Origin of the sequence: Mesonia hippocampi, assembly GCF_014197445.1 — a bacterium.
GTDB lineage: Bacteria > Bacteroidota > Bacteroidia > Flavobacteriales > Flavobacteriaceae > Mesonia > Mesonia hippocampi.
In genome coordinates this window covers 199,290-224,955 of the sequence record NZ_JACIFO010000001.1, presented here as the reverse complement: position 1 = coordinate 224,955, position 25,666 = coordinate 199,290, and the positions used below count along the sequence as shown (strand labels likewise).

Here is a 25,666-nt window from a genome sequence, read left to right as displayed (position 1 = left end):
AACATGCAAGAGAACCTAATACATATTCTACAAAAGTATTGGGGTTACACCTCATTTAGACCTAGCCAAAAAGCAGTTTTAGATACACTATACCATAAAAACAAAGTAATAGGTTTACTACCTACAGGTGCAGGAAAATCTATTTGCTTCCAAGTACCTGCAATTGCCGAACCTGGTATTTGCCTTGTTGTATCACCGCTTATTGCCTTAATGCAAGACCAACAAGAAAACCTAAAAAAAAGAGGTGTAAAAACAATTAATTTAAGTGGAAACATAAGCCATGCTGAACTTAACCAACAATTAGACAATTGTTTATACGGAAATTATAAACTCCTTTACATCTCACCAGAACGCTTACAAAACAGTATTGTACAAGAACGCTTAGCTTCTTTACCTGTTAGCATTATCGCGATAGATGAGGCACATTGTATTTCTGAATGGGGAACCGATTTTAGACCTGCCTATAAAAAGCTTTCTCTGCTTACCGCTACATTTCCCAAAGCTAAACTTATTGCATTAACCGCTACAGCTACACCAAAAGTATTGGAGGATATTAAAACATCTTTAGAAATTCCTGAAGCTCCCGTTGTTAAAGCTAGTTTTGCTAGGCCTAATATCTTTTTTTCAATATTTAAAACAGAAAACAAATATGAAATCCTTAGGAAATTTCTACTAAAAAACACTGGTATAAGCATAATATACGTGCGCTCCAGAAAAGCCACACACGATTTAAGCGATTTTTTAAATAATGTAGGACTCTCTACTACTTATTATCACGCAGGAATCCCTCCCAAACAAAAACAACAAAATATGAACCAATGGCTTACAGAAGCTAAACCTTATATTGTTGCCACCAGTGCTTTTGGAATGGGAATTGACAAAAGCAATGTTCGCAATGTTATACATTTTGATATTCCAGAAAGCATCGAAAGCTATTACCAAGAAGCAGGTAGAGCAGGTAGAGATCAACTCCCCGCAAAAGCACTCCTACTTTACAATGAAGCCGATTTTAAAAAACTAGAACATCAATTTATCGAGGTATTGCCCACACCAAAAAACGTAGCCTACATTTATAAAAAACTAAATGCTTACCTTGGAGTAGCCTATGGAGAAGGAACTACCGCAGATTACCAATTTAACCTCATTAGTTTTTGCAAACGATATAACATACCATACACTAACGCACTTTTAAGTTTAAAGCTTTTAGAACGCTACAATATTATCCAGTTAGAGCAATCTCAACAGCTTCCTTTATTAAAAATAGAAATTAGTGCAAAAACCCTAGAAACATACCTTCAGAACAAACAAAACGCTAAGCAAATAATAGAAGCCTTATTGCGTATAAAATCTGGCTATTTTGATATGTTAACCAGTTTTAACCCAGAGCAAGTATCAAAAAAAGCAGGTATTTCAAAAAAGGAATGTATAGAGCAACTACAACAATTACATGAGCAAGAAATTATTCAATTATACTTAAAAGATAAAGATACACAGTTAAAATTCTTAGTTCCTAGAGAAGATAATATAACAATAAACCCTTTAAACACATCTATAAAAAAAGAGTATCAACACAAGGTAAATCAAATTCAAGCCATGGTAGATTATATAAATAATTCTACCACCTGTAAGGTTAAACTACTGCTCTCCTACTTTGGAGAAGACCTAAAAAAAGACTGTCAATATTGCTCGGTTTGTTACGAAAAAAACAGCAATAAAAACAGGTTAAATGCTTCTTCTTTAAAAGAAAGCATTATTAATTTTATAGGTAATACCGAAAAATATTCACATGAAATTACAACGCACGTTAATGTCCCTGAAAAAGATACCTTAACAATGCTACGCATCTTAACAGAAAAAAACATTATTAAACAAACTATTCAAAACTCATATATACTTACCAAAAACATAGACCATGAAAAACCTTAGAATTCTATTTATGGGCACTCCCCTTTTTGCTGTACATATTTTAGATAAAATAATACAAGCAAAATACAATGTTGTAGGAGTAGTTACTGCTCCCGATAAACCTGCAGGAAGAGGAAAAAAACTAAACCAATCTGCCGTAAAAGAATTTGCACTGCGTAAAAATATTCCTGTTTTACAACCTACTAATTTAAAATCGGAAGAATTTCAAGAACAGCTCCAAGAACTCCAACCTAACCTATGTGTAGTGGTTGCCTTTAGAATGTTGCCTAAAAAAGTATGGAGCTTCCCAAAATATGGAACCTTTAACCTCCATGCCTCTCTATTACCAGATTATCGTGGTGCTGCGCCAATAAACTGGGCAATTATAAACGGAGAAACAAAAACAGGCGTAACTACCTTTTTTATCGATGAAGCCATAGATACCGGCAACATTATCCTACAAACTGAAACCCCAATTACAGCTACCGATACAGCCGGAAGCCTACACGACAAACTAATGGAACAAGGTGCCAATTTAGTTACAAAAACCCTTCAGCTTATTGAAGATGGAACCCCAAAAACACACCCACAAAAACAAGAAAATCCACAAAAAACAGCTTATAAATTAACCCCAGAAAACACCAAAATAAATTGGGATAACAATGTAAGCACAATACATAATTTTGTAAGAGGTTTAGCTCCATACCCCGTTGCTTATACCTTTTTACATATAAATGAGGAAAAATTACGAGCTAAAATTCACGCCGTTTCACCGGTAGCAGAACCCCATAACCACACTCCAGGGATGCTGATAGTAGAAAATAAAAAAATAAAAGTTTATGCTCGCGATGGGTATTTGCTTATCGAAGAAATACAATTGCCAGGAAAACGCAAAATGAAAACCACCGATTTATTAAATGGTTTTTCTTTTCCTGAAAATTCATATATGAGTTAACCCCTTATGAATACTGAAACAAGCAAATTTTACAAATAATCAAGTAAAGTTATTAACAATTAAGTGAAGTTATAAACAAAATTAAGTATTTCCCTTGATATTACTTGCATAGAACAGAATTCCGTATAATTTTGTAAGGAATAATAATCGAAGTTTAACCAACATTTCATTTTAATTACAAAAATTATGAACAAGACAAATTTAATTGACGCTATGGCGGAAGATGCTGGAATCTCTAAAGCTGCAGCAAAAAAAGCATTAGAATCTTTTTTAGGAAACGTAGAAAACACACTTAAAAAAGGTGACCGTGTATCTTTAGTAGGTTTTGGTTCTTGGGCTGTATCTAAAAGAGCTGCTCGTGAAGGAAGAAACCCACAAACTGGAAAAACCATCAAAATTGCTGCTAAAAATGTAGTGAAATTTAAAGCTGGTTCAGATTTACAGAAGTCTGTAAACTAATTTCAGGTAAATAAAATACAGATAAAAGCTTCTCTATCTTTTTAAGAGAAGCTTTTTTTTTGTAGCTTTATATAATAAAAATTAAAATTTTGCCTTTAAACCAACCAGAGAAAGGAAATTTTCTCATTGCTCGTCCCTCTATTTTTGGTGATTTCACTTTTAATCGCTCGGTTATTCTATTGGCAGATCATTCCGAAGATGGTTCGGTAGGCTTTATCATCAACAAAAGCTTAGATTTTAACCTCTCTGATATATTTCCTGATATCATCCACCGAAACTTCCATATCTTTAATGGCGGTCCTGTAGAGCAGGATAAACTATTTTTTATTCACAGTATTCCCGAAAAAATTCCTGGAAGCATAAAAATTGTTCGCGATATATATTGGGGCGGAGATTTTGACACCGTAAAAGAACTGCTTAGAAAGGATGAAATTGCCGAAAATGAAATAAAATTTTTTCTTGGTTATGCTGGCTGGCAAGTACACCAATTAGAAAATGAGTTGAATTCAGCATCCTGGGCGATGCTTGATAATAAAAAAAGAGAAATTTTTGAAGATAACACGGGACTTTGGAAAGAAAAAATGAAAGAATTAGGAGGCGAATACCTAATTTGGTCTAACGCCCCCGAAAATCCTAGTTATAATTAATCGCCCAAACGCGCTGTTAAATTTAACTTTGCTAATAATTGCTTAGCCACATTTTTTGTATATGTTTTTTTACGGTATTTGGTAATGGGCTGGATTCCTAGTATTACATTTGTAATAAACATCTCGTCAGATTTTTGCAACTCAAATGGTGAAATTGGAGATTCATCCAAAGTGTACTCTTCTGTTTTATTGATAATTTCTATAAGCTTTTTGCGTATTATTCCTTGTATACAACCTTCTGCTAACGGAGGTGTTTTTATTGTATTTCCTTTAACAACAAAAATATTTCCGTTTACGGCTTCAATAATATTTTTCTTTTCGTTGATAAGCAAACAATTATCATAGGCATTCTCTTCTGCAAAAATACTTGCCAACACATTTAGACTCCTGTTATTGGTTTTTAAGGTACTTAACAAACCACTTGCCTGAAAATAGTCTTTATAAAGTTCTACCTCATAAGCTTCTTTTTTTAGAAGGTAAAACGAATCGGAAATCGGTTTTAAGCTAATAAGGTAGCTTATCTCTCTATCTTCTGGCAAATACAAACCGCCCTCCTTACGGTGAATATTAATTTTAACCCGAAGTGCTTTATCTTCTAGGTTATTTATTTTAATTAGGTGTTGAATTTCCTCGGCGAGAAATTCTGGAGAAAAACTTAAAGGAATTTCCATCCGTAAGATACGCATCGAAGCCATCAGCCTAAAATAATGATCTTCCCAAAACATAATCTTGGTGTTTATTACCCTTATGGTTTCAAAAAGTGCATCGCCATATTGGTAGCCTCGATTATAAATAGAAAAATTAGCTTGTTCTTCGGTAAGAATTTCACCAGATAAATTTACTTTCATAAGATAACTAAAGTATTATATATACAAGAAAACCTCGATTAAAACCGAGGTGTTGTTTTATTTGTTTACTATTTTTTAAGCAGAGCCTAACACATGTTTTAAATCTGATATCATGTTTTCCCAAAGCATCTTCCCTTCACTAACATCATCTTCATCATCGGCAAAATCGGTAATCATCAAAGAAACATCTTTTGTGATTTCATCTACTTGAATACGCATTTCAAAAAAGTTGTTATCATCATCATCCAACCAGCGTAATTTTATACGCTCATCACTTTTTTTACTTAGTAATTTGGCTTGCTCCTCGCTACCTTCCCATAAAAAAGTAAAAATTTCTCCTCTAGAATTCACATTATCAGCAAACCACTCACTTAAACCAGAAGGAGTTGATATGTATTGATATAACAATGATGGCGACGCCTGAATAGGAAATTCCATCTCGTATTTAATTTTCGCATTCATATACTTACTTTTTTGATTGTAAGGCAATATATGTATTCTTTGTTTAGATTTAAAAAAAAAAATGAAATTTATTTTTTAAAACTTATTTGGTAGAATCTAAAATAACATTATATTTGCAGCCGTGAAAATGGCGAGGTAGCTCAGTTGGTTAGAGCGTCGGATTCATAACCCGGAGGTCACGAGTTCAAATCTCGTTCTCGCTACTGCATAAGCCTTAATTGTCTAATACATGATAATTAAGGCTTATTTCATTTAAAAGCTGTGTCAGATTTGTGCCATCTTGGGAGAGCTCAAGAACATTTTCTGGGTTTTAGTATCTTTATAAAACCTTAGGTAAGTACAAGGTGAGTCCAATGTACCTCCAAGGTGTGTCCAATATTTCTTATAAAAACATTGGGCATAAACTAGAAGCACCTTCAAAGTACTTTGTAAAAACAGTGAAATACAATATGTAATTAAGTATTTACTGTTAAAAAGTTATCTATATTTGAGAGAATATTGAAGTTCACACTTCAACGCAAATCGCCATATCCGTCAGGGCGTTGTGAGCAAGCTGAAAAACAGATATATAGAATAATATTTGTTTAGTTATGAATACATTTATACATTTGCAATATGAAAACTAAAAGACTTCACATATCGAAACCCTCTAAAGAGTTACTCGAGTTTGTAAGAGATTTACGCTCTAAAAAGCAAGAACGAAAGTCTGAATACCGTTCAAACAAAGAATTATACTTTCCAAAATAAGTACTTTTAATATTGGAAAAAGAGATTCCTTTAATAACTGATGAGGGTTACAAATACCTAATTGTTTTTAAGGAATTTTGTAATACTCCCAGAGATTATGGAATTGTAATAATTGATGTTTCTATCATCTTGATGGATGATATTACTCCTATTAATAGTTTAAAAACATTTTTTAGATTTTCACAATTAATATTGGATTATTTGAATGAGAATAATGTGATATTATATTATTACTGTGACACCTCAAATATAACTATAAGAAATAATAGGAAGCGAAAAATAACTCCGCAGGAATTTAGGAGTAAACTATTTTCTAGAATTTTTGAGAAAATAAACTCACAAGATTTCATAGAAAAACCTATAAAAATAAATGACCCTGAAAATGGACATCATTATACTTCCTTAATTTGTCATAAAGAAAATTTCAAATTATTACTTAAGATAGAAAAAGACTTAAAATCCACAGAAAAATAAAAGCCTACACCCAATCAAATAAACGGCTCCGCACCTAAATAGGTACGGAGTTCGCCTCTCAACTATTTATGGTATTGTTATTGATAACATATTATTGCCTAACCAATAAAAACACCATGAAAAACCTTTTAGCACTTCTTATCATTTGTTTCTCGATAACTTTATCGGCACAGGAAAAAAATACAGTTATCACCGAGTCTGAATATATTTTACTAAAGCAAAATAATAAGACTAAAAAATATAAACTTCATATAAAACAGACAGGAAAAAAGTATAAAAACTTAAAATTCACCAAACAGATTAACGCTTATTATCAGGTGTTAACAAAAAAAAACCAACTGTTTTACATCAATAATAAAGGGACTATAAAAAATAATGTAGAGGATATTTTTTATGTATGTGGCACCGTACCCGAATATGTATTAAGCATAAAAGAAACCCAAAACCATTTTGAAATTTATCGTGACGAAATTTTTTTTGACAGTAAAAATAAATTCCCACCAGAAAAAATTAACACAATAAGCAAAGAGATTGCCGATAAAGTTTTATTTATCAACGGAAAAAATGATTTTAATTATTCTGGAAATTTTAGCGTAGGAATCACCTCTGCCAATCCAGAAATGCTCATCTTAATCAAAAACGGAAAATACACTACCGCTAATAATCCTAACATTTATTATGACGAGCTTAATTTTTCTAATTTCTACAATTACATTAAAACGAAAAGAAATAATTGCTACGGAATCCTAGAAGTAAGTCCTCCTAAATACAAGAAAATCGAAGATTTTACCTACTACCTAGCTAAAGCAGAAACCATAGAAGGGAAAACCGTTTATATCGATATAGATGGAAACGAATATTAATTAGCCTTAAGAACAACTCATAAACAAAACAATTATACCTAATTCCTTTAATTAAAGCTTCACTTTTTTTAGTTTAGCTATAAACTAAGTCCTGTATAATGAAAAAAACACTTTTACTTCTTAGCTTACTCTTATCACCTATCTACCTACTTGCCCAACAGGAAGATTATGCCGATTTTTATATAAGCGTGGCGGATACCGCTGTAAACTATAAAAGCCTAAAAAATAAGATGGTTAATTTGCAAACAGAGCTTAATATAAAAATAGACACCATGGGGCGCGGATATAATGCCGAGAAAGACCTAATTTGCTTAGCCGAAGATGATGAAGATGAGCTGTATGCAGGACAATATTTCCCTAGAAGATTTCCTTCAGAAAGTTTAAGCATCGAGTACCTTAACTTCTACACCCCAACAACTACCGAAAAAACATTAGCGCTAATAACGGGGATATTTGAAAGTAAAGATGAAGCAAAAAAACACCTTGATAAAGTTTTACTAACCAACAACAATGCATACCTCATAAAATCTAACATTTACATAGGCTGTATGCATTAATATTAGTATGCTAAAAACACTAGCTTTCTATAAAACAATCATTCAGGTAAATATACAAAACAGGACAATATATTATTTTTAACAATAATTACCTGAAAAGGAAACAATGTAAATAAAAAACAAAATAGAGATGATAATTAAATACTTCACGGATAACGATCTTTATAAATTCTCGGTAATGTATGCCATACAGCGACTTTACCCTTGGTCTTATGTGAAATATGAGTTTATAAATAGAGGAGATACATGTTTTCCTGAAGGTTTTGCAGCGCGTTTAAAAGAAGAGTTAGTAAATATGGAGTCATTGAAGATGACTAGAGAAGAAAAACGTTTTATGGAAAAGAAATGTTATTTCTTTGATCCTGTTTTTATCGATTTTCTTGAAGGCTATAGATATGATTCAAGCGAAGTATCGGTAAGTTTATCAGAAGAAGGAGAACTATCGATCTCTATTGAGGGATATTGGTACAGAACGGTGCTTTGGGAGGTGCCATTAATGGCTATTATTTCTGAATTGTATTTTCAAATGACTGCTACCACACCTACAGATATAGAGGCTAGAGCTATTCCTAAAGCTAAAAAATTGGCCGAAATTGGTGCCGATTATTCTGAGTTCGGAACGCGAAGACGCTTTTCTTTCGAAGTACAAGACCGTGTTATAAGCTGCTTAAAATCAAATTCCGGACAGTTCTTTAAGGGTACAAGTAACCTCTATTTGGCTATGCGACATAATACAACACCAATAGGAACAATGCCTCACGAATGGTTTATGTACCACGGAGCTCTTTATGGGTATAGGGCTGCTAATATGAAAGCGCTAGAAGCTTGGGTTGAAGTTTTTGGAGGAAGCCTAGGGATAACTTTAACCGACACTTACACCACAGACTCTTTCTTTGAGTCTTTTAGCTTAAAACAAGCAAAGTTATTTGATGGCTTACGATGCGATAGTGGCGACCCAATAGCGTTTATTGATAAAACGCTCGATTTTTATAAACAAAATCGTATAGAAACGGAGTCTAAAACGGTAGTATTTAGTGATTCTTTAAATCTTGAAGCTGTAAAACGCATCAAAAATCACGTAAGCAATCGCTTACACGACACTTATGGCATAGGAACTTTTTTTAGTAACGACGTGGGAGCCACACCTCTTAATATGGTTATTAAATTAACCAATGTGAAGAGTTCCCCCAAAGGAGAATTCCATCAAGCAGTAAAATTATCCGATGTTATGGGGAAAAATACGGGAAATCATAAAGAGATAGCGATAGCCAAAATGACACTCGGACTTGATGATTAATACCTAAGCCTACACTATTTTTTAGCTCAAGATGATAAAGACTAACCATATACAAGGCTCTATTTTCTCAGAAGATTCGCGCTAAGCAACTTAAACCTAGAGCAACCAAACACTATTATTTTAAAGAAAGAATTAAGATGGTGTTTCGGAAAGTTGCTTATTTTTGAAAAAAATAAAAAAAACACCATTCTTATGTTAAAAAAAACACTTCTTATCGGCTTAATTTTAAGCACAACTGCTTGTGCAGAACTACAACAAATTGCAGAAAATCTTCCTGAAATAGAGCAAAACGCACCTCTTGGTAATGAACAAATTGCTAACGGACTTAAAGAGGCACTTACTAAAGGAATAGACGATCAAGTGCAAAAGCTCACTCAAAAAAACGGTTTTTATAACAACCCTTTGGTAAAAATAGCCCTTCCTGAAGAATTACAAAAAGTAGAAAATGTATTACGAGACATTGGGTTAGGAAGCCTTGCCGATAAAGGAATTGAAGCACTAAACCATACCGCAGAAGAAGCCGTAAAAGAAGCAACGCCTATCTTTGTAAACGCCATTCAGGAAATGAGTATAAATGACGCTAAAAACATTCTTTTAGGGCAAAATAATGCAGCCACACAATACCTTGAAGAAAAAACAAATACAGAACTTTACAATAAATTTAAACCTGTAATTGAAAACTCTTTTGCCAAAGTTGGAGCTAACGAGATTTGGAGCAATATCATAGAACGTTACAACAACATCCCGCTAACCAACAATGTAAACCCTAATTTAACCGATTACGTAACACAAGAAGCCTTAAACGGCGTGTATAAAATGATTGCTGTAGAAGAAAAAGATATCCGAGAAAACATTAACTCGCGTACCTCAGATTTACTTAAAAAAGTATTTGCCCTACAAGATTAATTACGTAGGTATAACCTAAAGCTAATGTTTAGGTAACCTAAAAAAAGTAAAACTGCCTCATATTTGCATCGAGATTTAGGGTATCTCATACATAAAATTATTTGGGTTAAGTCAAAAAAGAGCTATAGTTTACTATGGCTCTTTTATTTTACCGTAAAGTCCTAAAGTAATTAAAAGCATATTGCAAGCGCGAACCGTACCAACTAAAAAACTCTCCATCTACCAATTTTACTTGCAAATTTTCAGGAAAACATAAAAAATGAGCTTCGGAAAAAGGATAAGGCTCTGAGGATAAAAATACCATATCTACTTTATTTTCTAATCCTTCTAAGTTTATTTCTGGATAACGCTCCTCCCCTTGATAAAAATTCTCATAATTACACACCGACAACATATAATCTATAAAATTATTTTTTCCCGCTATCATCCATGGTTTTTTCCATATAAAATATGCTACCCTTAAACTTGGCTGTGTTTTTACTTCTTCACAAAATCTTAAAAACGCGTGTTGGATTACCGCTATCAACTCCGATGCTTTAGGCTGTACTTCAAACAGAATTCCATATTGGTTTATCAACGCATACACATCTGTTATGGTGTAAATATCAGACACATGAACAGGAGCTATTTTCTCCAATTCGGTAACCATTTCCTTGGTGTTTTCTTCTTTATTACATAAAATAATATCTGGGCATAAGGCTTTTATTTTATCGTAATTTACTTGCTTGGTCCCTCCTACTACTCTTTTTTCTTTTCGAAGCTCAACTGGATGTACACAAAATTTAGTAATACCTACGAGGTAATCTTTAAGCCCTAAATCTACCAATAGCTCTGTTTGGCTAGGCACCAGCGAGATTATCCGTTTAGGAACAGTGGGAATACAAAGGTTTCTTTTTAATTGGTCTTGTATCATTAAAATACTTTCTTTATTTTGTTATAAAATAACAACAAACATGAATGGACTTAAATTAATCCAATTTTTATCGGAATACCTTCATATTGACGAAGACGAATTATGTCCATTTTTCGAAAATAGTAAAATTAAGCGTTTAAAGAAAGAGGATTATCTTTTACGTAAAAATGAGGCTTGTAAACATTTGTTTTATGTAGAGAAAGGACTTTTAAAACAATACTCTATAGATGCAAAAGGAAAAGAACATATTTTACTTTTCGCCTCGGAAGGCTGGTGGATTGCCGATAGAGAAAGTTTGTATTTCAATCAAAAATCAAGATATTATATCCAAGCTATAGAAGATTGTGAGCTTATGGTATTTGATACTAATTTTATAGAAACACTATCGCATACATTCCCAAACTTTAATCAATTTAACGTAAATGCTTTACATAAACATATTAGGCATTTACAAATTCGGATAGATATGCTTTTAAGCACTTCTGCCAAAGAGCGTTATTTAGATTTTATAGAAAATTACCCCAATATTATGTTGCGTGTCCCACAAAATATGATTGCTTCTTATTTAGGTATTACCCCAGAAAGCCTAAGTCGAATTAGAAACGACTTAGCTAAAAAAGGCTAAGCTATTTATTAACATACATCAATTTTTAAGCCTTAAATAGGTAGTATTTTTACTAAAAATTAAAAATGATGGATACAAAACACGTTACACAAATTATAGCTCCAAATGTACCACATTACGTGGGCGATGCTTTTAGGGTACATAACTTTATCCCTAGTCATCCTAGTTTAGGGATGAGAAGAATGGATCCTTTTATCATGTTAGATTATAATTCTAAGTTTAATTTTTCGGCTACAGAAACCCCTAGAGGTGTTGGTGTACATCCGCATAAAGGTTTTGAAACAGTTACTATAGCTTATAAAGGAAAAATTGCCCATCATGATAGCGCTGGAGGTGGCGGTATTATTAGTCAAGGTGATGTACAATGGATGACTGCTGGAAACGGAATTTTACATAAAGAATATCACGAAAAAGAATGGAGTAAACAAGGTGGCGATTTCCAGATGGTACAACTTTGGGTTAACCTTCCTAAAAAAGATAAGAATACATTACCTAAATACCAATCTATACTAAATAGTGAAATCCCTAAGGTAAAGTTAGCAAATGAAACTGGCGAAATAGAAATTATAGCAGGAAATTATAACCATATTACTGGAGCTGCAAGTACATTTAGTCCAATAAATATGTTTAACCTAAAGCTTAAAAAAGAAGCTTCTGCAAGCTTCAATTTCCCTAAGCATTACAATACTTGTATTTTGGTAATAGAAGGTAATATTACTATTAACCAAAATAACGAAGTGGCTTTAGATCACCTAGCTTTGCTGGACAATAGCGGAGAAAACTTTAGTATTACGGCAAAAAATGATGCGCTTGTGCTTGTTTTAAGTGGCGAACCTTTAAATGAGCCCATTGCTGCACATGGTCCTTTTGTAATGAATACGCACCAAGAAATAATACAAGCCTTTGCAGACTTTAACGCCGGAAAATTTGGGGTTTTACACGATTAATTAAAAGAACTTATTGCTATTAAAAAAGGTAAACCTCTACAACAAGAAGGTTTACCTTTTTACTTTATATAAAAAGCCTAAATAAAACAACAGGGGTTAATTTAGAATTTTATCTTTGTAATTCTAAACAGAAGAGTATGACAGTGCTATTCATTAAAAACATGGTTTGTAATCGTTGTAATATGGTTATTAGAAACGAGTTAGACAAACTAAACATAAACGTTAGAAGTATTAAGCTTGGAGAAGTTATTATAGAAAATCAGCTTAGCGTAGAAGAAAAACTTAACCTCAGTAAAATTTTATCAAATTTAGGCTTTGAATTAATCGATGACAAAAAAAGCCGCATTATAGAAAAAATAAAAACAATTATCATAGACCTTGTACATCATCAAGATGGCGAAACAAAAACAAACCTATCTAACCTGCTTAGTAAAGAATTAAACCTTGATTACAATTACCTTTCCAACCTATTTTCGGAAGTTGAAGGTACCACCATCGAAAAATATTTTATCGCCCAAAAAATTGAAAAGGTCAAAGAATTACTTGTCTATGACGAGTTATCACTAAGTGAGATTGCACACCGTTTAAACTATTCTAGCGTTGCTTACCTAAGCAATCAGTTTAAAAAAGTTACTGGATTAACCCCTAGCCACTTTAAAAAAATTAGAAATGAAAAACGAAAACCCTTAGATGAAGTGTAAATAAAAAAACACCTCAAATTACAAGCATCACGATAAAAAAAGAATTGTAAAACCTCAAAAAACACTAAATTAGCAGTCGCTTAAAAATATTATATTTACATAGTTTACATACAAAGTAACCCATGTAAAATGTTTCTATCATCAGAAAGAAATAATTAATGAGAAAAATAAAAGATTTTAAACTAAAAGGAGCTAATCTAGAATTTACCTACTGCCACAGAAAACCTGAACGCTCTTTTTTTTGGAAAGGAAAACAATTCCCCCTATGCGCACGATGTACAGGAATTAACTTAGGTTATGTTGTGCTCCCACTCTTTATTTTTGGTGTTATAAAAATACCGCTTCTCTGGACAGTTTTATTAATTATCCCTACTTATATAGATGGAGCTATCCAAGCATACTTCAATATAGAGAGTACTAATAGCAGAAGGTTTATAACCGGGTTAATGAGCGGAATAGGCACTATGTCGTTAATATCTATAATCGGAATTTATATCGGAAATCTAATACTAACAATCATCAATTAATTTTTAAACTATGTCAGAACAATTAAACACAAACGAAAACAATAACGACCAGTTAAGCACTGGGTTAAAAGTTTTATCTTTTTGTATTCCTTTAGCAGGAGCTATTATTTATTTTATGAATAAAAACGAAAGTCCTCAAAAAGCTAAAACTGCTTGTTATGCTGCCTTATGGGGGTTTGGATTTGGAATACTTCTTCAAATTATAGCAACTGTACTTGGGATTGGCGCAGCTTCAATGAGCTAATTTAAACCTTACCCAACTTATATACGTGATTCTCAAAAATTTGTTATTCACTTTAACAAGTATTAGAATCACGTATTTTTTTTAACTTCTAACTAATCACCACTTATGAAAACTAAACACATTGTATTACCGCTATTTATACTTCTACTTTTTTCTTGCGCAGGAAGTAAAAACATTTCCTTAGAAGAACCAAATTGGAAAATTATTTCAGGAAATTGGACGCTAGATGAATATACTTATATAGGCAACGGAAAAAGCCTAGAATGGGCTACCCTAACATCTTTAGAAAAGCTACCCAAAAACTACAGCATAGAATTAGATGTTAACATGCTTAATGGTTCTTTGTTTGAACTTATGTTAAACCTCAACCAAGATGAATACCTTCGGGCTTACCTTTATACCATAGAAAACGCGCTAAAAATAGGCCGAGGAGAATTTGATGAAACCAATACAGAACGCCCAGGAGGAGGTTCTACATTTATAGAAAAACCTATCGAAATCCAAAACAATACATGGTATAACCTAAAGGTAAAGCTTTACAAAGATAACCTAAGCATTTTTATAGACGATGTCCTTATCATCGATAAGCAAATCGCTAAATATAAACTTAATAAACCTGGCTATTTAGGCTTAATAACAAACGGAAAAACAATTGTTAAAAATTTAGCTATAAAAAAGCTTTCTTAAGCTGTTATCTCTCTCCATAAATTACAAAAAAAAACTTTCTTACAGAGAAAGTAATCATCCTTTTTTTCAATAACATTGTACACTTTTAGTTACAGTTAATATAACTATTTCAAAAAAATTATTATAAAGCCTCTTATGTAAATCTTATAAAACAATTCTAAAATTTCGCAATAATTTTTTCGTAACTTCCTGTCATCTTTGTAGTTCAAAATAAACACTATAGAAAATGGCAACAACTATAAATGAAAACATTATTTACCTTCCATTAGAAGGTGTTGAGAGCGAACATTGTGCACTAATTGTAGAAAAAGGTTTAGCCCAAGTTGATGGCATTATATCTCACAAAGTAGAATTAAACAATCAACGTGCTGCAATTAATATTAAAGACGAAGAAGTACTTCCCAAAGCAGTACAAGCCATTAAAGATTTAGGCTATGGTGTTACTGTTGTAAAAAAAGTTTTCCCCGTGTTAGGAATGACCTGTGCCTCCTGTGCTGGAAGTGCCGAAAATGTTATTGCTTATGTGCCTGGTGTGATAAGCTCTGCTGTTAATTTTGCGACAGGAAACTTAACGGTAGAATACCTCCCAAACATAACTAACGCCCAGAAATTACAAAATGCCATTCAAGAGGCTGGTTACGACTTATTGATTGAAGATGAGTCTACCCAACAAGAATCTCTTGAAGCCATTCATGAAAAAAAATTCAAGCAATTAAAAACAAAAACCACATGGGCTGTACTGCTATCAATCCCTGTTGTTGTAATCGGAATGTTTTTTATGAACATCCCTTACGCCAACGAAATCATGTGGGTGTTTTCTACTCCTGTATTACTCTGGTTTGGTAAAGATTTTTTTATCAATGCATGGAAACAAGCCAAGCATCGTTCGGCAAATATGGATACGCTTGTCGCATTAAGTACAGGAATCGCTTACATATTTAGTGTTTTTAATATGCTGTTCCCTAAATTCTGGGAATCCAGAGGCTTAGAAGCACATGTTTACTTTGAAGCTGCTGCAGTAATTATCGCTTTTATATTATTAGGAAAATTACTAGAAGAAAAAGCCAAAGGAAACACCTCCTCTGCCATCAAAAAACTAATGGGACTCCAACCTAAAACAGTAGTAATCGTAAAACCTGATGGAACAGAAAAACAAATCCCTATAGAAGAAGTTGTTACCAACGATATTATTCTGGTAAAACCCGGAGAAAAAATTGCGGTAGACGGTATAGTAACCAACGGAACCTCTTATGTAGATGAAAGTATGCTTAGCGGCGAACCAATCCCTGTATTAAAAAAGGAAAATGAAAAAGTTTTTGCAGGAACCATCAATCAAAAAGGCAGCTTTAATTTTAAGGCAGAAAAAGTAGGTAAAGAAACCATGCTTGCCCAAATTATCAAAATGGTACAAGATGCACAAGGTAGCAAAGCACCTGTCCAGAAATTAGTCGATAAAATTGCTGGTATTTTTGTTCCAATAGTAATGGGTATTGCGCTACTTACCTTTATACTTTGGATAATACTAGGCGGCGATAACGGAATAGTTCAAGGATTATTAGCTGCCATTACCGTACTAGTTATTGCCTGCCCTTGTGCATTAGGTTTAGCTACGCCTACAGCCATTATGGTAGGTGTAGGAAAAGGTGCAGAACAAGGTATTTTAATTAAAGATGCAGAAAGCCTCGAATTAGCAAAACAAGTTAACGCAATTATCTTAGATAAAACAGGTACCATTACAGAAGGAAAGCCTATTGTTACCAACATGCATTGGCTTAATAGCGATTCTTCAGCCCAAGCCATTTTATACAGTTTAGAAAAACAATCGGAGCATCCTTTAGCAGATGCCGTGGTTAAAAAATTAGGAAACTTACCTATAACCAAGTTATCTAATTTTGAAAGCATCACAGGTAAAGGCGCCAAAGCCCAGCATAATCAGGAAACCTATTATGTGGGTAACAAAAAACTCCTTGCCGAAAATGCAATTCAAATAGATGCTAAACTCTTAGACCATGCTAAAAAATGGAGCGCTGAAGCAAAAACAGTAATTTGGTTTGCTACAAGTACCAAGGCACTTGCTGTACTAGCCATTTCAGATAAAATTAAAGAAACCTCCGCTGCTGCTATTAAAACGCTACAATCTATGGGTATAGACCTTTATATGCTAACAGGAGATAATGAGGCAACGGCAAAAGCAATTGCAAAAGAAACAGGTATAAACCACTATAAAGCCGAGGTCTTACCACAACATAAAGCCGATTTTGTAAAAGAATTGCAACAAAAAGGAAAAATAGTAGCCATGGTAGGCGATGGCATTAACGATAGTACAGCACTTGCTACCGCCGATGTAAGTATTGCCATGGGAAAAGGAAGCGATATTGCTATGGATGTTGCTAAAATGACGATTATATCTTCCGATTTAAGTAAAATCCCTCAAGCAATTAAACTCTCTAAACACACCGTTGCTACTATTAAACAAAACCTATTTTGGGCATTTATTTACAACCTTATAGGTATTCCTATCGCTGCTGGTATTTTATACCCTATAAATGGCTTTTTGCTAAATCCTATGATTGCAGGAGCTGCCATGGCAATGAGTAGTGTTAGTGTAGTTACTAATAGTTTACGCCTAAAATGGAAAAAATAAATCTGTAAATCTCATAAATCATACGCAGAATTGTACAACACTTTCTCTATTTATTTTAATGAAATTTGTACCATATTATAACTATAAAAAACAAGTCACATGGAAAATAACAAAGAATTTATATTTAAAACCAATTTAAATTGTGGTAATTGTGTAGCCAAAGTACAAGCCGATTTAGACAGTACCGATGCCATTAGCAACTGGAGTGTAGATACCGATAATCCTGATAAACTCCTTACAATAAATGCTAAAGAAATTACCCCAGAAAAAGTAATTACCATTATTAAACGTAAAGGTTTTAAAGCAGAATTGATAGAATAATAAAAATAATATCATGATAGATACTAACGAAAAAAGTAGCTGCACTGCTCACAAAAACACCTCAAATAAGCCATCTTCTACTAAAGATGGCTTATCCTTAGCTTTTTGGTTAAACCTTTTCTTTTCGATAATCGAATTAATTGGAGGGATCTTAACCAACTCTACTGCCATTATTGCCGATGCTTTTCACGATTTTATGGATGCTGGAGCTATTGGGCTTGCTATAATTATGGAGAAAATATCGGGAAATAAACGCAGCAAAACATTTTCGTACGGATACAAACGCTTTTCTCTCTTATCTGCTTTAATATTATCTATTTTCCTATTAGTAGGCTCTTTTACAATGATTATAGCCGCGTATAATTCCTTTATAAACCCTAAAGAAGTTCATAGCTTAGGAATGCTCTGGATAGCAATTTTAGGACTTGCTGTAAACGGGTTTGCTTTCCTTAGAATAAAAAATGGCGGCGAACATCACCACCATCACGGACATAATCATGGGCATAGCCATAGCGAACATAATAACAACAGCCAATCGATCATGTTGCATTTATTAGAAGATGTACTCGGATGGGCTGCAGTCTTAATTGGTTCTATAATAATTTACTTTACGGGTTGGAATTGGATAGATGGAGTTCTAGCCATAGGTATTGCCATATTTATTGGCTACAATGCTACTAAAAACTTAATTGATACAGTAAAAGTAATGCTACAAGCTGTACCTCAAAATGTTAACATAAATAAGCTTCAAAATGAATTACAACAAATAAATGGCGTTGTAAATATCCACGACGTTCATGTTTGGACAATGGATGGCAGTTACAATGTAGGTTCGCTTCACGCAGTAATAAACAGTAAATTTGCAGAACAAGATGTTATGAAAAACATCATCAAGCTCATGCAAAAATTTAATATTCAGCATCCTACTGTACAAATTGAAACAAACAAAAATAAATGTGAGTTTCTAACCTGTTAATAGCTTTTTATGCAAAGAAAACACCATTAGTCTTTTAATAGATTAATGGTGTTTTTTTATGATTATAAAATATGCGTGTAATTTTATTTCCTATAAGGAAACAAATAACTATTTTTAACATTTTTTATTAGAAATACAACTCGAAAATATGGCTTAAAAAACTTCTTCATTATTTTATTAACTACCTATAAATTAACCTCTTAAGATAACTATCAAATTAAAATACATATATACTACAGAACGATCAGAGATAAATTATAAAATCCAATTTACAAACTAAAATAACTAAACTAACCTTTTAACTATGAACACCATCAAATTAATAGTGCTGCTATTTTGCATTAGCGCATGCACCTCACAAACAGAAAACAGCATCACACTAGAGGGAAAATGGAAAATAACCGATTGGACTTATAGCAGTTTTGTAGGAAGATCGCTAGATACCGATGAGGTCGAAAATATGAATACCAGCTTTAATGACCTAATTATAGAATTTAACACAGACAATACTTTTGCTAGCAACAACCCCAAATTTTTTGAACATCTAGAAAAGAAAACTTACCACGTTAGCGAGTACCAAGAAATTATAATAGACAATCAGCCGTATATACTCCTACTAAGAGGAGGAAATTGCTATTTCTTTTTTGATAACATCGTACTCCAATTAGAAAAAATAAAAACTTATAAAGGCGCTAAAAATAAATTTGAAGAAATCCCAATAGATAATAGTAAAGTAGCCAAGATTAAAGATAAAAAACTCTCACCTACCGAAACCATTTACGCTATTGAAAATGTAACTATTCCTCCTAAACTAAAAATGACAGAATTCGATGATGACTGCCGTATAGATTGTTTATACCGTAGTTTCCAGTCAGCAATAAAATATCACCTAGATTATGTACAGGCACATAAAGATACCAGTTACTTTATAGATTTTGTTATCGATACTAAAGGCGATATCCGTAACATAGAGATTAAAGCTGTTAGCAATACAAAAAAACGGCAACGCACAATAAGTACAGAAACAAGCACCACAGAAAACACAATTCTAAAACAAGATATTGTAAGAAGTCTTTCTGTATTTCATGACATATTATTACCTGGAAAAAAAGACGGCAAAAATGTAAACACACAAATAAAGCTAGAAGTAAGACTAATATCTAGCTAAAATTAGCATCCTCCTTCAAAAAAGCCTTTTGTAAAAATAATCTTTTATAAAAGGCTTTTTTATTTTATATTCCTAACGTATTCGTGTATTTTTAATCTTCCAAAATTTGTAAACCATGAACGATATTATATGCCCAAACTGCAAAAAAACTTTTAAAGTAGATGAAGCCGGATTTGCAGACATTCTTAAACAAGTGCGCGATCACCAATTTGAAGAAGAACTTGCAAACAGATTAGCACTTGCCGACAAAGAGAAAAAAAATGCCATACAACTTGCCGAAGCAAACCTTAAAAACGCATTACAAAAAGAATTTGCCGATAGAGAAAAACAACTTACCGAGCAACAAGCCAACAGTCATGCAAGGCTAGCAAAAAAAATAGCTCAAAAAGAAGCTGAACTTGCAGAGATGAAATCTAAAATTGAAAATGCAGAAACGCAAAAAAAATACGAAGTATCTGAAGCTATAAAAAATGTAGAAAAAGAGCGTGATACACTAGCTAATAACCTTAAAATCAAGGAAACAGAAAAGCAACTCCTAGAAAAATCTATCCGAGAGCAATTCAACAATAAGCTTAGCGTTAAAGATGAAACCATTAAAATGAAAGACGATGAAATTGCACGCTTAAAAGATTTTAAACAAAAGCTTTCTACAAAAATGGTAGGCGAAACCTTAGAACAACACTGTGAATCAGAATTTAATAAACTTCGCGCAACCGCCTTTCAAAATGCTTATTTTGAAAAAGATAACGATGCAAAACAAGGCAGCAAAGGAGATTTTATTTATAGAGAAACCGACAACGAAGGCAACGAAATCATTTCGATTATGTTTGAAATGAAAAACGAAAACGACGAGACCAGTACAAAAAAACGAAACGAAGACTTCTTTAAAAAACTTGATAAAGACCGAACCGATAAAAACTGCGAATACGCCGTCTTGGTATCTCTCCTAGAGGCCGAAAATGAATTTTACAACACTGGTATTGTAGATGTATCGCACAAATATGAAAAAATGTATGTGGTACGCCCGCAGTTTTTTATCCCGATTATAACACTACTTCGTAATGCAGCCATGAATTCTTTAAAATACAAACAAGAATTAAACATCATGCGAAATCAAAACATAGACATTACTAAATTCGAAGAAAAGATAGATGCTTTTAGAAAAGGTTTTGCCTACAATTACGACCTGGCAAGTCGAAAATTTAAAACGGCAATCGATGAAATTGACAAAACAATAAATCACCTTAACAAAACAAAAGAAGCCCTTTTATCATCAGAAAATAACTTGCGCTTGGCCAACAATAAAGCAGATGATTTAACCATAAAAAAGCTTACTTATGGCAATCCTACCATGAAAGCTAAATTTGATGATTTAAATCAATAATTACTCTTCTAATAAAGAGAAATAAACCTTTAAAATGACTATAGAAACTACCATTACTCCCAAAAAAGAAGAAGCTGAAATACTTAGTAAAGGAATTATTGCTTTTAATAATGCAGAAATTCCAAACTTAGAACCTATCGAAAAAGAAATTAAATTTTTCACCTTTGTACGCGATAAAGATAAAAATATTGTAGGAGGAATTAGAGCTTCTTGCTATTGGAATACCTTACATATAGAACTATTATGGTTAGCTAAAACATGTAGAGGTACGGGTATAGGTGGTAAACTACTAAAAGAAGCTGAAGATTTTGCTAAGAAAAATAATTGTGAAAAAGCTTTTGTAGAAACCACCAGTTGGCAAGCAAAACCTTTCTACGAAAAAAACAATTACCAACATATCGCAACAATTAATGATAGACCAAAAGGGCATGCTTCTCATTACCTAACTAAAAACTTATAGCATAACCCTGCGAATTTACACCTAAAATCAGTGTTTTTCTTATAAAAAAGAAGCGATGTAAATTATTTAAATACACTTAATCTTTTACATCGCTTATAGAAATAGCCCTTATTTTTTTTCATCCAAAATACGCATCGTTTCGATAAGAATATCATAAAGTGCTGTTGCCTCGTTTATAAAAGTTTCTGTTGTTTCTACATTTAAGTGATTGGTAAAAATAACAAAAGTCCGATCGCTATTAGGCTCATAACGCATCGTACTTAAATATGCCATATGCGCCCCGTCATGGCCATAACCTAATTCTGTAGGGTAAGCTTGTATGCCTAAGCCATAAAAACCATGGCTTTCATCGGCTGGTAATACATCTAGCATCATGGCTTGTACTTCTGGGGTTAGCACTTTAGTTGAGCCCAGCAGAGCTTTCCCCCACTTTGCTAAGCTTTTTGGAGTACTTATTATTTGTCCTTCAGAAATATTTCCTGTTAGGTTATCCTTATCTATTTCTATAATTTCTCCTTCATAATTAAGATAAGAAAAAGTATAAGGTGAGGGCATTTGCATATCGCTCCCTAAATGCGGAGAATAAGTGTTTTCTAAATTTAAAGGTATAAAAAATTCGTCTTGTAAATATTCGTGTAAGCGTTTCCCCGAAACATTTTCTACAATATACCCTAAAATATTATATCCTGTATTAGAATAATGAAACGCTGCCCCTGGTTCAAAATCACTAAGTTGCGTTTCTGCAACCACACCTATCAATTCCTCAAAACTAAATGTATAATCTTCACCGTTAATTTCCTTTATATAATCGATATAATAATTTCCCGCATAAGGAACTTGAAGATTCTCAGGAATAGGGCTATTAGTAACATCAAACACCCCTGCTCTATGCTGCAACAATGTTTTTATTGTAATTTGGTTTTTATAAGGAATGTTAAAATTTTCGGTTGCTGGAATATAGGTTTTTTGGGTAGTTGGTATTACATCGGTTATTTTATGATTAATATCTAACTTTCCTTCCTGGTGCAATTTTAAAATTGCAGCTGCTGTAAAAGTTTTAGAATTACTCGCAATTCTAAATTGTATATTCTCTTTATAACTTTCGGGAAAACCTTCCGACACATAAAAACCTTTATCACCTTCCAACACATATAAACCTATGCCTATAGGTTTATTATCCATTTTAGCAGAAAAATCTTGCTGATACGTAGTGACTATTTTTTGTATTTCAGCTATAGCTATTTCATAAGGTTTATCATCTACATCATCGTTTTTACAAGCAGTTAATAACAAACTTAATAATAAAAAAACAATTTTTTTCATAAAAAAATATCAATTAGTTACATCCTGTAAATATAGAGTTAAATTATCAAATATAATAGAAACAAAAGCCTAAGCTTAAAATTTCATTCCTTTACACACTTTATCGTAATTATCGATTTTTTAACAATAAACCCTAGAGGAATCTTTCATGTTGATGCCGAAGGCAACAACAATACCACAGGAGCTCCCACTGCTGCAGAACAAAAAGATGATTTCACTATACTTTCTAATGGAAGTATAGGTATAGGAACCATCTCTCCAGACCCATCCGCTATTCTAGAACTTAATGTTAACGAGTTTGCAGTAGGAAGTAAAAAAGGCTTTTTAGCCCCTAGAGTAGCATTAACAGATAGGCTAGACATGGTTACAATTCCAAATCCTGCAGATGGACTTCTTATATATAACCTTGGTACCGAACCTAATTATTTCAACTATAGGACTTCGTGAGTATAAATAATTGAGAGGCGAACTCCGCACCTATTTAGGTACGGATCCGTCTACTCGATTGTAGGCAGTTCTTTTATTTCTCAATTGTCCTTTTCGCTCTTTTGATAATTTTCTCGGTTTCTTTTGCAGGAGATTCTTTTTGCCATTTTTTGCAGAGTTCAATCACGAAATTGGGTTGAGATTTACTTACATCGTTAAGCCAATTGCCAACACTGTATTGAACATATTTTGATGTATCAGATTTTAGATGTTCCAAAATAGGCAAAGCAATTTCGGGGTTTTCTTTCAGTCTATCAATGTGTTTACACCAAACGCCTCTCGGTCGTGTTGCTTCGGTCGTAAAGCGTCTAATGTTTTCATCTTCACTTTTTGTCCAATCGATTAGAAATACAATTGATTCTTCAAGATTTTTTTCAATTTCTGGGCGTAAAGCCATCCAAACAATTTCACGAACGCCAAAATGCTTGTCGGCAACCAAAGGTTTGGCTTGGTTTAATTTTTCTTGAATTTTTAGCTTTTCATTCAACGAAATTAAATACGGGGCATAACAGCGAATAGAATCGGACGGATGATTGCTTAAACTGTCTAAGATATTTTCAAACTCTTTTTTGTCTTTCAATTCTTGGTAAAGCATTTCGCCAACAACTTTTATGGTGTTCATTGTTGAAGATTTTTTCTGATTTTGGATTTCACTCAAAACCTTTTCAATAGCTGAATTTGAAATTCCCAATCCCGAAAAATTGGTTTTGATGAGTTGAATATGATTTACAATCAACCATTCTGTTAAATTCACAGTTTCAATTTTTCCGTTATTCAATAACTCCAAAACTTCGGTTGGAATATTTTCTGCTTTTAAAGCTCCTTTTCTGTTTAAAATCTGTGGTTCTACCATATTTTAGAAAGTTTGGATAATTGATTTTTAGAATGTTCAAAGTTAATCATTTTCATTTCGGCAGTTCCAAAGTCTTGGGCTTCTGTATTTACAAAAATGGAATCGGAAATTCCCATAAACAGAAACACCGATTTTAGATAACTTTCTTGAAAATCAAACGATTCCAAACTTTTATTTTTGCCATAAAACATTGCACCTCTGGAAGTAATGACCAATAGTTTTTTATCATTGAGTAAACCTTGCATATCGCCATTTTCATCGATATAAAATGTACGTCCGACTCTTACTATATTGTCGATAAACACCTTTAATGTTGCCGAAACGGTAAAGTTGTACATTGGGGAAGTAATCACGATTTTATCTGCCCAAAGCAATTCATCAATTAAAGCATCTGAATTTGCTAAAATTGATTTCATTTCGTCCGTCCTGTTTTCGGGTACAGTATAATTGGCTTTTATAAAATCATCAGTTGGAAATGCAGGTGGATTAATGCCTACATCACGAATTTTTAGATTAAAGTCTTGTTTTATTGAAAGTTTTTTGAGAAAGAAATCCGTCAGTTCTCTTGACTTTGAGTTTTGTACTCTTACGCTTGAATCGATTCTTAAAATATTCATATTTTTGTAATTAAATTTACTCAAATTTAGAATAGCAAAAATGCTCTCGCAATACCGCATTAATTAATCAATAGGGGATAAAAAAGTCAATTTTATGAGTACAAAGGCTTTAGCGATAGAAGAAAAAATATGTCCGTTGGAAAAAGCGGTAAACGCCATTAGTGGAAAATGGAAAATCGCCATCGTTTGGCAAATCAACGAAGGAAAAAAACGACCAAGCGAGTTTTTGCGCGGCATAAAAAATGTTGATCGAAGAGTACTCAATCAACAACTTTCCGAAATGGTTAAAGACGGATTGCTTACCAAAACTTCTTTTAACGAACTTCCTCCCCGTGTCGAATATCAATTGACGGATTTAGGAAATGGATTGCTAAAAATTCTTTGGGATTTAAACGAATGGGGGAAATCTTTAGACAATTCAGTTGGGTAAAATCACCTAACGTATTCACATATAGCTTGTTGTATGGTTTAAACACTAAACTTAGCAAATAAAACCCGAATAGAAAATTCGCGAGGATTTTCGTAAGAAATAATATAAACCCTAAGGGAGTTTAGTTAAAATGTATAAGCAAAAAGCATTATTGCACTTACTTTTTTTAGTTCACTAACCTTTTATTTACTAATGATGTTCATAAATCAACAAAGTTAATTTAATCGATAAAAAACAAAA

The 25,666-nt window shown here is 33.0% G+C and carries 30 protein-coding genes and 1 tRNA gene; 24 read left to right on the top strand and 7 right to left on the bottom strand.

Annotated elements, in window-relative coordinates:
- Positions 1-3: 3 nt before the first annotated feature.
- The 4 genes from GGR32_RS01085 (at position 4) to GGR32_RS01070 (ending at position 3,966) form a co-directional block, all read left to right on the top strand.
- Positions 4-1,926, top strand: coding sequence for a RecQ family ATP-dependent DNA helicase (locus GGR32_RS01085; protein ID WP_183475597.1), 1,923 nt, complete (start codon positions 4-6; stop codon positions 1,924-1,926).
- Positions 1,913-2,860: a methionyl-tRNA formyltransferase gene (gene fmt, locus GGR32_RS01080; RefSeq protein WP_183475596.1), complete on the top strand. Its 948-nt coding sequence runs from the start codon at positions 1,913-1,915 to the stop codon at positions 2,858-2,860. The genes GGR32_RS01085 and fmt overlap by 14 nt, the downstream gene beginning before the upstream one ends.
- Before the next feature lie 186 nt (positions 2,861-3,046).
- Entirely contained in the window at positions 3,047-3,319 is a 273-nt protein-coding gene (locus GGR32_RS01075; protein ID WP_183475595.1) for an HU family DNA-binding protein, read from the top strand.
- A gap of 89 nt (positions 3,320-3,408) precedes the next feature.
- The gene (locus GGR32_RS01070; protein ID WP_183475594.1) at positions 3,409-3,966 is read left to right on the top strand and encodes a YqgE/AlgH family protein; all 558 of its coding nucleotides are present in this window, start codon (positions 3,409-3,411) and stop codon (positions 3,964-3,966) included.
- Here the strand turns inward: GGR32_RS01070 and GGR32_RS01065 are convergent.
- Together GGR32_RS01065 and GGR32_RS01060 are read right to left on the bottom strand one after the other, a co-directional pair.
- A complete protein-coding gene (locus GGR32_RS01065; protein ID WP_183475593.1) occupies positions 3,963-4,814 on the bottom strand; it encodes an aminotransferase class IV in 852 nt (283 codons plus the stop codon). The genes GGR32_RS01070 and GGR32_RS01065 overlap by 4 nt on opposite strands.
- Before the next feature lie 75 nt (positions 4,815-4,889).
- A complete protein-coding gene (locus GGR32_RS01060; RefSeq protein WP_183475592.1) occupies positions 4,890-5,276 on the bottom strand; it encodes an START-like domain-containing protein in 387 nt (128 codons plus the stop codon).
- A 129-nt stretch (positions 5,277-5,405) separates the two neighbouring features.
- On the opposite strand from GGR32_RS01060, the gene GGR32_RS01055 reads away from it, so the two are divergent.
- The 7 genes from GGR32_RS01055 (at position 5,406) to GGR32_RS01030 (ending at position 10,120) form a co-directional block, all read left to right on the top strand.
- Positions 5,406-5,479 (top strand) — tRNA-Met (locus GGR32_RS01055).
- A gap of 412 nt (positions 5,480-5,891) precedes the next feature.
- Positions 5,892-6,023 carry a hypothetical protein gene (locus GGR32_RS12075; RefSeq protein WP_281372593.1) on the top strand — a complete coding sequence of 44 codons (132 nt, stop codon included), beginning with the start codon at positions 5,892-5,894 and terminating at the stop codon, positions 6,021-6,023.
- 12 nt (positions 6,024-6,035) lie between these two features.
- On the top strand, positions 6,036-6,497 hold the full coding sequence (locus GGR32_RS01050; RefSeq protein ID WP_183475591.1) for a hypothetical protein: 462 nt from the start codon (positions 6,036-6,038) through the stop codon (positions 6,495-6,497).
- A 116-nt stretch (positions 6,498-6,613) separates the two neighbouring features.
- Positions 6,614-7,360: a hypothetical protein gene (locus tag GGR32_RS01045; protein WP_183475590.1), complete on the top strand. Its 747-nt coding sequence runs from the start codon at positions 6,614-6,616 to the stop codon at positions 7,358-7,360.
- 98 nt (positions 7,361-7,458) lie between these two features.
- On the top strand, positions 7,459-7,917 hold the full coding sequence (locus GGR32_RS01040; protein WP_183475589.1) for a hypothetical protein: 459 nt from the start codon (positions 7,459-7,461) through the stop codon (positions 7,915-7,917).
- A 130-nt stretch (positions 7,918-8,047) separates the two neighbouring features.
- On the top strand, positions 8,048-9,214 hold the full coding sequence (gene pncB, locus GGR32_RS01035) for a nicotinate phosphoribosyltransferase (protein ID WP_183475588.1): 1,167 nt from the start codon (positions 8,048-8,050) through the stop codon (positions 9,212-9,214).
- Positions 9,215-9,406: 192 nt separating this feature from the next.
- Positions 9,407-10,120, top strand: a complete 714-nt coding sequence (locus tag GGR32_RS01030; RefSeq protein WP_183475587.1) for a DUF4197 domain-containing protein — start codon at positions 9,407-9,409, stop codon at positions 10,118-10,120.
- Positions 10,121-10,268: 148 nt separating this feature from the next.
- Here GGR32_RS01030 and GGR32_RS01025 read toward each other — a convergent pair whose 3' ends face one another.
- Positions 10,269-11,033, bottom strand: a complete 765-nt coding sequence (locus GGR32_RS01025; protein ID WP_183475586.1) for an ABC transporter substrate-binding protein — start codon at positions 11,031-11,033, stop codon at positions 10,269-10,271.
- A 40-nt stretch (positions 11,034-11,073) separates the two neighbouring features.
- Between GGR32_RS01025 and GGR32_RS01020 the strand changes: the two genes are divergently transcribed.
- The 12 genes from GGR32_RS01020 (at position 11,074) to GGR32_RS00965 (ending at position 21,717) form a co-directional block, all read left to right on the top strand.
- On the top strand, positions 11,074-11,658 hold the full coding sequence (locus tag GGR32_RS01020) for a Crp/Fnr family transcriptional regulator (protein WP_183475585.1): 585 nt from the start codon (positions 11,074-11,076) through the stop codon (positions 11,656-11,658).
- Positions 11,659-11,726: 68 nt separating this feature from the next.
- A complete protein-coding gene (locus GGR32_RS01015) occupies positions 11,727-12,605 on the top strand; it encodes a pirin family protein (protein WP_183475921.1) in 879 nt (292 codons plus the stop codon).
- A gap of 137 nt (positions 12,606-12,742) precedes the next feature.
- On the top strand, positions 12,743-13,306 hold the full coding sequence (locus GGR32_RS01010) for a helix-turn-helix domain-containing protein (RefSeq protein ID WP_183475584.1): 564 nt from the start codon (positions 12,743-12,745) through the stop codon (positions 13,304-13,306).
- A gap of 158 nt (positions 13,307-13,464) precedes the next feature.
- The gene (locus GGR32_RS01005; RefSeq protein WP_183475583.1) at positions 13,465-13,833 is read left to right on the top strand and encodes a DUF2085 domain-containing protein; all 369 of its coding nucleotides are present in this window, start codon (positions 13,465-13,467) and stop codon (positions 13,831-13,833) included.
- 10 nt (positions 13,834-13,843) lie between these two features.
- Positions 13,844-14,077 (top strand): hypothetical protein, encoded by a 234-nt coding sequence (locus tag GGR32_RS01000; protein ID WP_183475582.1) that lies wholly within the window; start codon positions 13,844-13,846, stop codon positions 14,075-14,077.
- A gap of 105 nt (positions 14,078-14,182) precedes the next feature.
- Positions 14,183-14,764: a LamG domain-containing protein gene (locus GGR32_RS00995; protein ID WP_183475581.1), complete on the top strand. Its 582-nt coding sequence runs from the start codon at positions 14,183-14,185 to the stop codon at positions 14,762-14,764.
- A gap of 226 nt (positions 14,765-14,990) precedes the next feature.
- On the top strand, positions 14,991-17,408 hold the full coding sequence (locus GGR32_RS00990; RefSeq protein ID WP_183475580.1) for a heavy metal translocating P-type ATPase: 2,418 nt from the start codon (positions 14,991-14,993) through the stop codon (positions 17,406-17,408).
- A gap of 99 nt (positions 17,409-17,507) precedes the next feature.
- Positions 17,508-17,729, top strand: coding sequence for a heavy-metal-associated domain-containing protein (locus tag GGR32_RS00985; protein ID WP_183475579.1), 222 nt, complete (start codon positions 17,508-17,510; stop codon positions 17,727-17,729).
- 13 nt (positions 17,730-17,742) lie between these two features.
- Positions 17,743-18,705, top strand: a complete 963-nt coding sequence (locus tag GGR32_RS00980; protein WP_183475578.1) for a cation diffusion facilitator family transporter — start codon at positions 17,743-17,745, stop codon at positions 18,703-18,705.
- Positions 18,706-19,009: 304 nt separating this feature from the next.
- Positions 19,010-19,873 (top strand): DUF5004 domain-containing protein, encoded by an 864-nt coding sequence (locus tag GGR32_RS00975; protein WP_183475577.1) that lies wholly within the window; start codon positions 19,010-19,012, stop codon positions 19,871-19,873.
- Positions 19,874-19,988: 115 nt separating this feature from the next.
- Positions 19,989-21,257 carry a DUF2130 domain-containing protein gene (locus tag GGR32_RS00970; protein WP_183475576.1) on the top strand — a complete coding sequence of 423 codons (1,269 nt, stop codon included), beginning with the start codon at positions 19,989-19,991 and terminating at the stop codon, positions 21,255-21,257.
- A gap of 34 nt (positions 21,258-21,291) precedes the next feature.
- Complete coding sequence (locus tag GGR32_RS00965; protein ID WP_183475575.1) at positions 21,292-21,717, top strand: GNAT family N-acetyltransferase; 426 nt, start codon at positions 21,292-21,294, stop codon at positions 21,715-21,717.
- A gap of 108 nt (positions 21,718-21,825) precedes the next feature.
- On the opposite strand, the gene GGR32_RS00960 is transcribed toward GGR32_RS00965, so the two are convergent.
- From GGR32_RS00960 to GGR32_RS00945, 4 genes are all read right to left on the bottom strand, one after another.
- Positions 21,826-23,040, bottom strand: a complete 1,215-nt coding sequence (locus tag GGR32_RS00960; RefSeq protein WP_183475574.1) for a serine hydrolase domain-containing protein — start codon at positions 23,038-23,040, stop codon at positions 21,826-21,828.
- Between the two features lie 146 nt (positions 23,041-23,186).
- Complete coding sequence (locus GGR32_RS00955; RefSeq protein WP_183475573.1) at positions 23,187-23,402, bottom strand: hypothetical protein; 216 nt, start codon at positions 23,400-23,402, stop codon at positions 23,187-23,189.
- 158 nt (positions 23,403-23,560) lie between these two features.
- Positions 23,561-24,379, bottom strand: coding sequence for a DNA alkylation repair protein (locus tag GGR32_RS00950; RefSeq protein WP_183475572.1), 819 nt, complete (start codon positions 24,377-24,379; stop codon positions 23,561-23,563).
- Positions 24,373-24,996, bottom strand: coding sequence for an FMN-dependent NADH-azoreductase (locus tag GGR32_RS00945; protein WP_183475571.1), 624 nt, complete (start codon positions 24,994-24,996; stop codon positions 24,373-24,375). Before GGR32_RS00945 ends, GGR32_RS00950 begins: the two co-directional genes overlap by 7 nt.
- Before the next feature lie 94 nt (positions 24,997-25,090).
- Here GGR32_RS00945 and GGR32_RS00940 point away from each other — a divergent pair, with 94 nt between their 5' ends.
- Complete coding sequence (locus GGR32_RS00940; protein WP_183475570.1) at positions 25,091-25,426, top strand: winged helix-turn-helix transcriptional regulator; 336 nt, start codon at positions 25,091-25,093, stop codon at positions 25,424-25,426.
- Positions 25,427-25,666 lie beyond the last annotated feature (240 nt).

Bases quoted from the DNA above. Each gene is read 5' to 3' on its own strand.
- GGR32_RS01085 (WP_183475597.1), top strand. From the start codon at position 4: ATGCAAGAGAACCTAATACATATTCTACAAAAGTATTGGGGTTACACC.
- fmt (WP_183475596.1), top strand. From the start codon at position 1,913: ATGAAAAACCTTAGAATTCTATTTATGGGCACTCCCCTTTTTGCTGTA.
- GGR32_RS01075 (WP_183475595.1), top strand. From the start codon at position 3,047: ATGAACAAGACAAATTTAATTGACGCTATGGCGGAAGATGCTGGAATC.
- GGR32_RS01065 (WP_183475593.1), bottom strand. From the start codon at position 4,814: ATGAAAGTAAATTTATCTGGTGAAATTCTTACCGAAGAACAAGCTAAT.
- GGR32_RS01060 (WP_183475592.1), bottom strand. From the start codon at position 5,276: ATGAATGCGAAAATTAAATACGAGATGGAATTTCCTATTCAGGCGTCG.
- GGR32_RS12075 (WP_281372593.1), top strand. From the start codon at position 5,892: ATGAAAACTAAAAGACTTCACATATCGAAACCCTCTAAAGAGTTACTC.
- GGR32_RS01045 (WP_183475590.1), top strand. From the start codon at position 6,614: ATGAAAAACCTTTTAGCACTTCTTATCATTTGTTTCTCGATAACTTTA.
- GGR32_RS01040 (WP_183475589.1), top strand. From the start codon at position 7,459: ATGAAAAAAACACTTTTACTTCTTAGCTTACTCTTATCACCTATCTAC.
- pncB (WP_183475588.1), top strand. From the start codon at position 8,048: ATGATAATTAAATACTTCACGGATAACGATCTTTATAAATTCTCGGTA.
- GGR32_RS01030 (WP_183475587.1), top strand. From the start codon at position 9,407: ATGTTAAAAAAAACACTTCTTATCGGCTTAATTTTAAGCACAACTGCT.
- GGR32_RS01025 (WP_183475586.1), bottom strand. From the start codon at position 11,033: ATGATACAAGACCAATTAAAAAGAAACCTTTGTATTCCCACTGTTCCT.
- GGR32_RS01020 (WP_183475585.1), top strand. From the start codon at position 11,074: ATGAATGGACTTAAATTAATCCAATTTTTATCGGAATACCTTCATATT.
- GGR32_RS01015 (WP_183475921.1), top strand. From the start codon at position 11,727: ATGGATACAAAACACGTTACACAAATTATAGCTCCAAATGTACCACAT.
- GGR32_RS01010 (WP_183475584.1), top strand. From the start codon at position 12,743: ATGACAGTGCTATTCATTAAAAACATGGTTTGTAATCGTTGTAATATG.
- GGR32_RS01005 (WP_183475583.1), top strand. From the start codon at position 13,465: ATGAGAAAAATAAAAGATTTTAAACTAAAAGGAGCTAATCTAGAATTT.
- GGR32_RS01000 (WP_183475582.1), top strand. From the start codon at position 13,844: ATGTCAGAACAATTAAACACAAACGAAAACAATAACGACCAGTTAAGC.
- GGR32_RS00995 (WP_183475581.1), top strand. From the start codon at position 14,183: ATGAAAACTAAACACATTGTATTACCGCTATTTATACTTCTACTTTTT.
- GGR32_RS00990 (WP_183475580.1), top strand. From the start codon at position 14,991: ATGGCAACAACTATAAATGAAAACATTATTTACCTTCCATTAGAAGGT.
- GGR32_RS00985 (WP_183475579.1), top strand. From the start codon at position 17,508: ATGGAAAATAACAAAGAATTTATATTTAAAACCAATTTAAATTGTGGT.
- GGR32_RS00980 (WP_183475578.1), top strand. From the start codon at position 17,743: ATGATAGATACTAACGAAAAAAGTAGCTGCACTGCTCACAAAAACACC.
- GGR32_RS00975 (WP_183475577.1), top strand. From the start codon at position 19,010: ATGAACACCATCAAATTAATAGTGCTGCTATTTTGCATTAGCGCATGC.
- GGR32_RS00970 (WP_183475576.1), top strand. From the start codon at position 19,989: ATGAACGATATTATATGCCCAAACTGCAAAAAAACTTTTAAAGTAGAT.
- GGR32_RS00965 (WP_183475575.1), top strand. From the start codon at position 21,292: ATGACTATAGAAACTACCATTACTCCCAAAAAAGAAGAAGCTGAAATA.
- GGR32_RS00960 (WP_183475574.1), bottom strand. From the start codon at position 23,040: ATGAAAAAAATTGTTTTTTTATTATTAAGTTTGTTATTAACTGCTTGT.
- GGR32_RS00955 (WP_183475573.1), bottom strand. From the start codon at position 23,402: ATGTCTAGCCTATCTGTTAATGCTACTCTAGGGGCTAAAAAGCCTTTT.
- GGR32_RS00950 (WP_183475572.1), bottom strand. From the start codon at position 24,379: ATGGTAGAACCACAGATTTTAAACAGAAAAGGAGCTTTAAAAGCAGAA.
- GGR32_RS00945 (WP_183475571.1), bottom strand. From the start codon at position 24,996: ATGAATATTTTAAGAATCGATTCAAGCGTAAGAGTACAAAACTCAAAG.
- GGR32_RS00940 (WP_183475570.1), top strand. From the start codon at position 25,091: ATGAGTACAAAGGCTTTAGCGATAGAAGAAAAAATATGTCCGTTGGAA.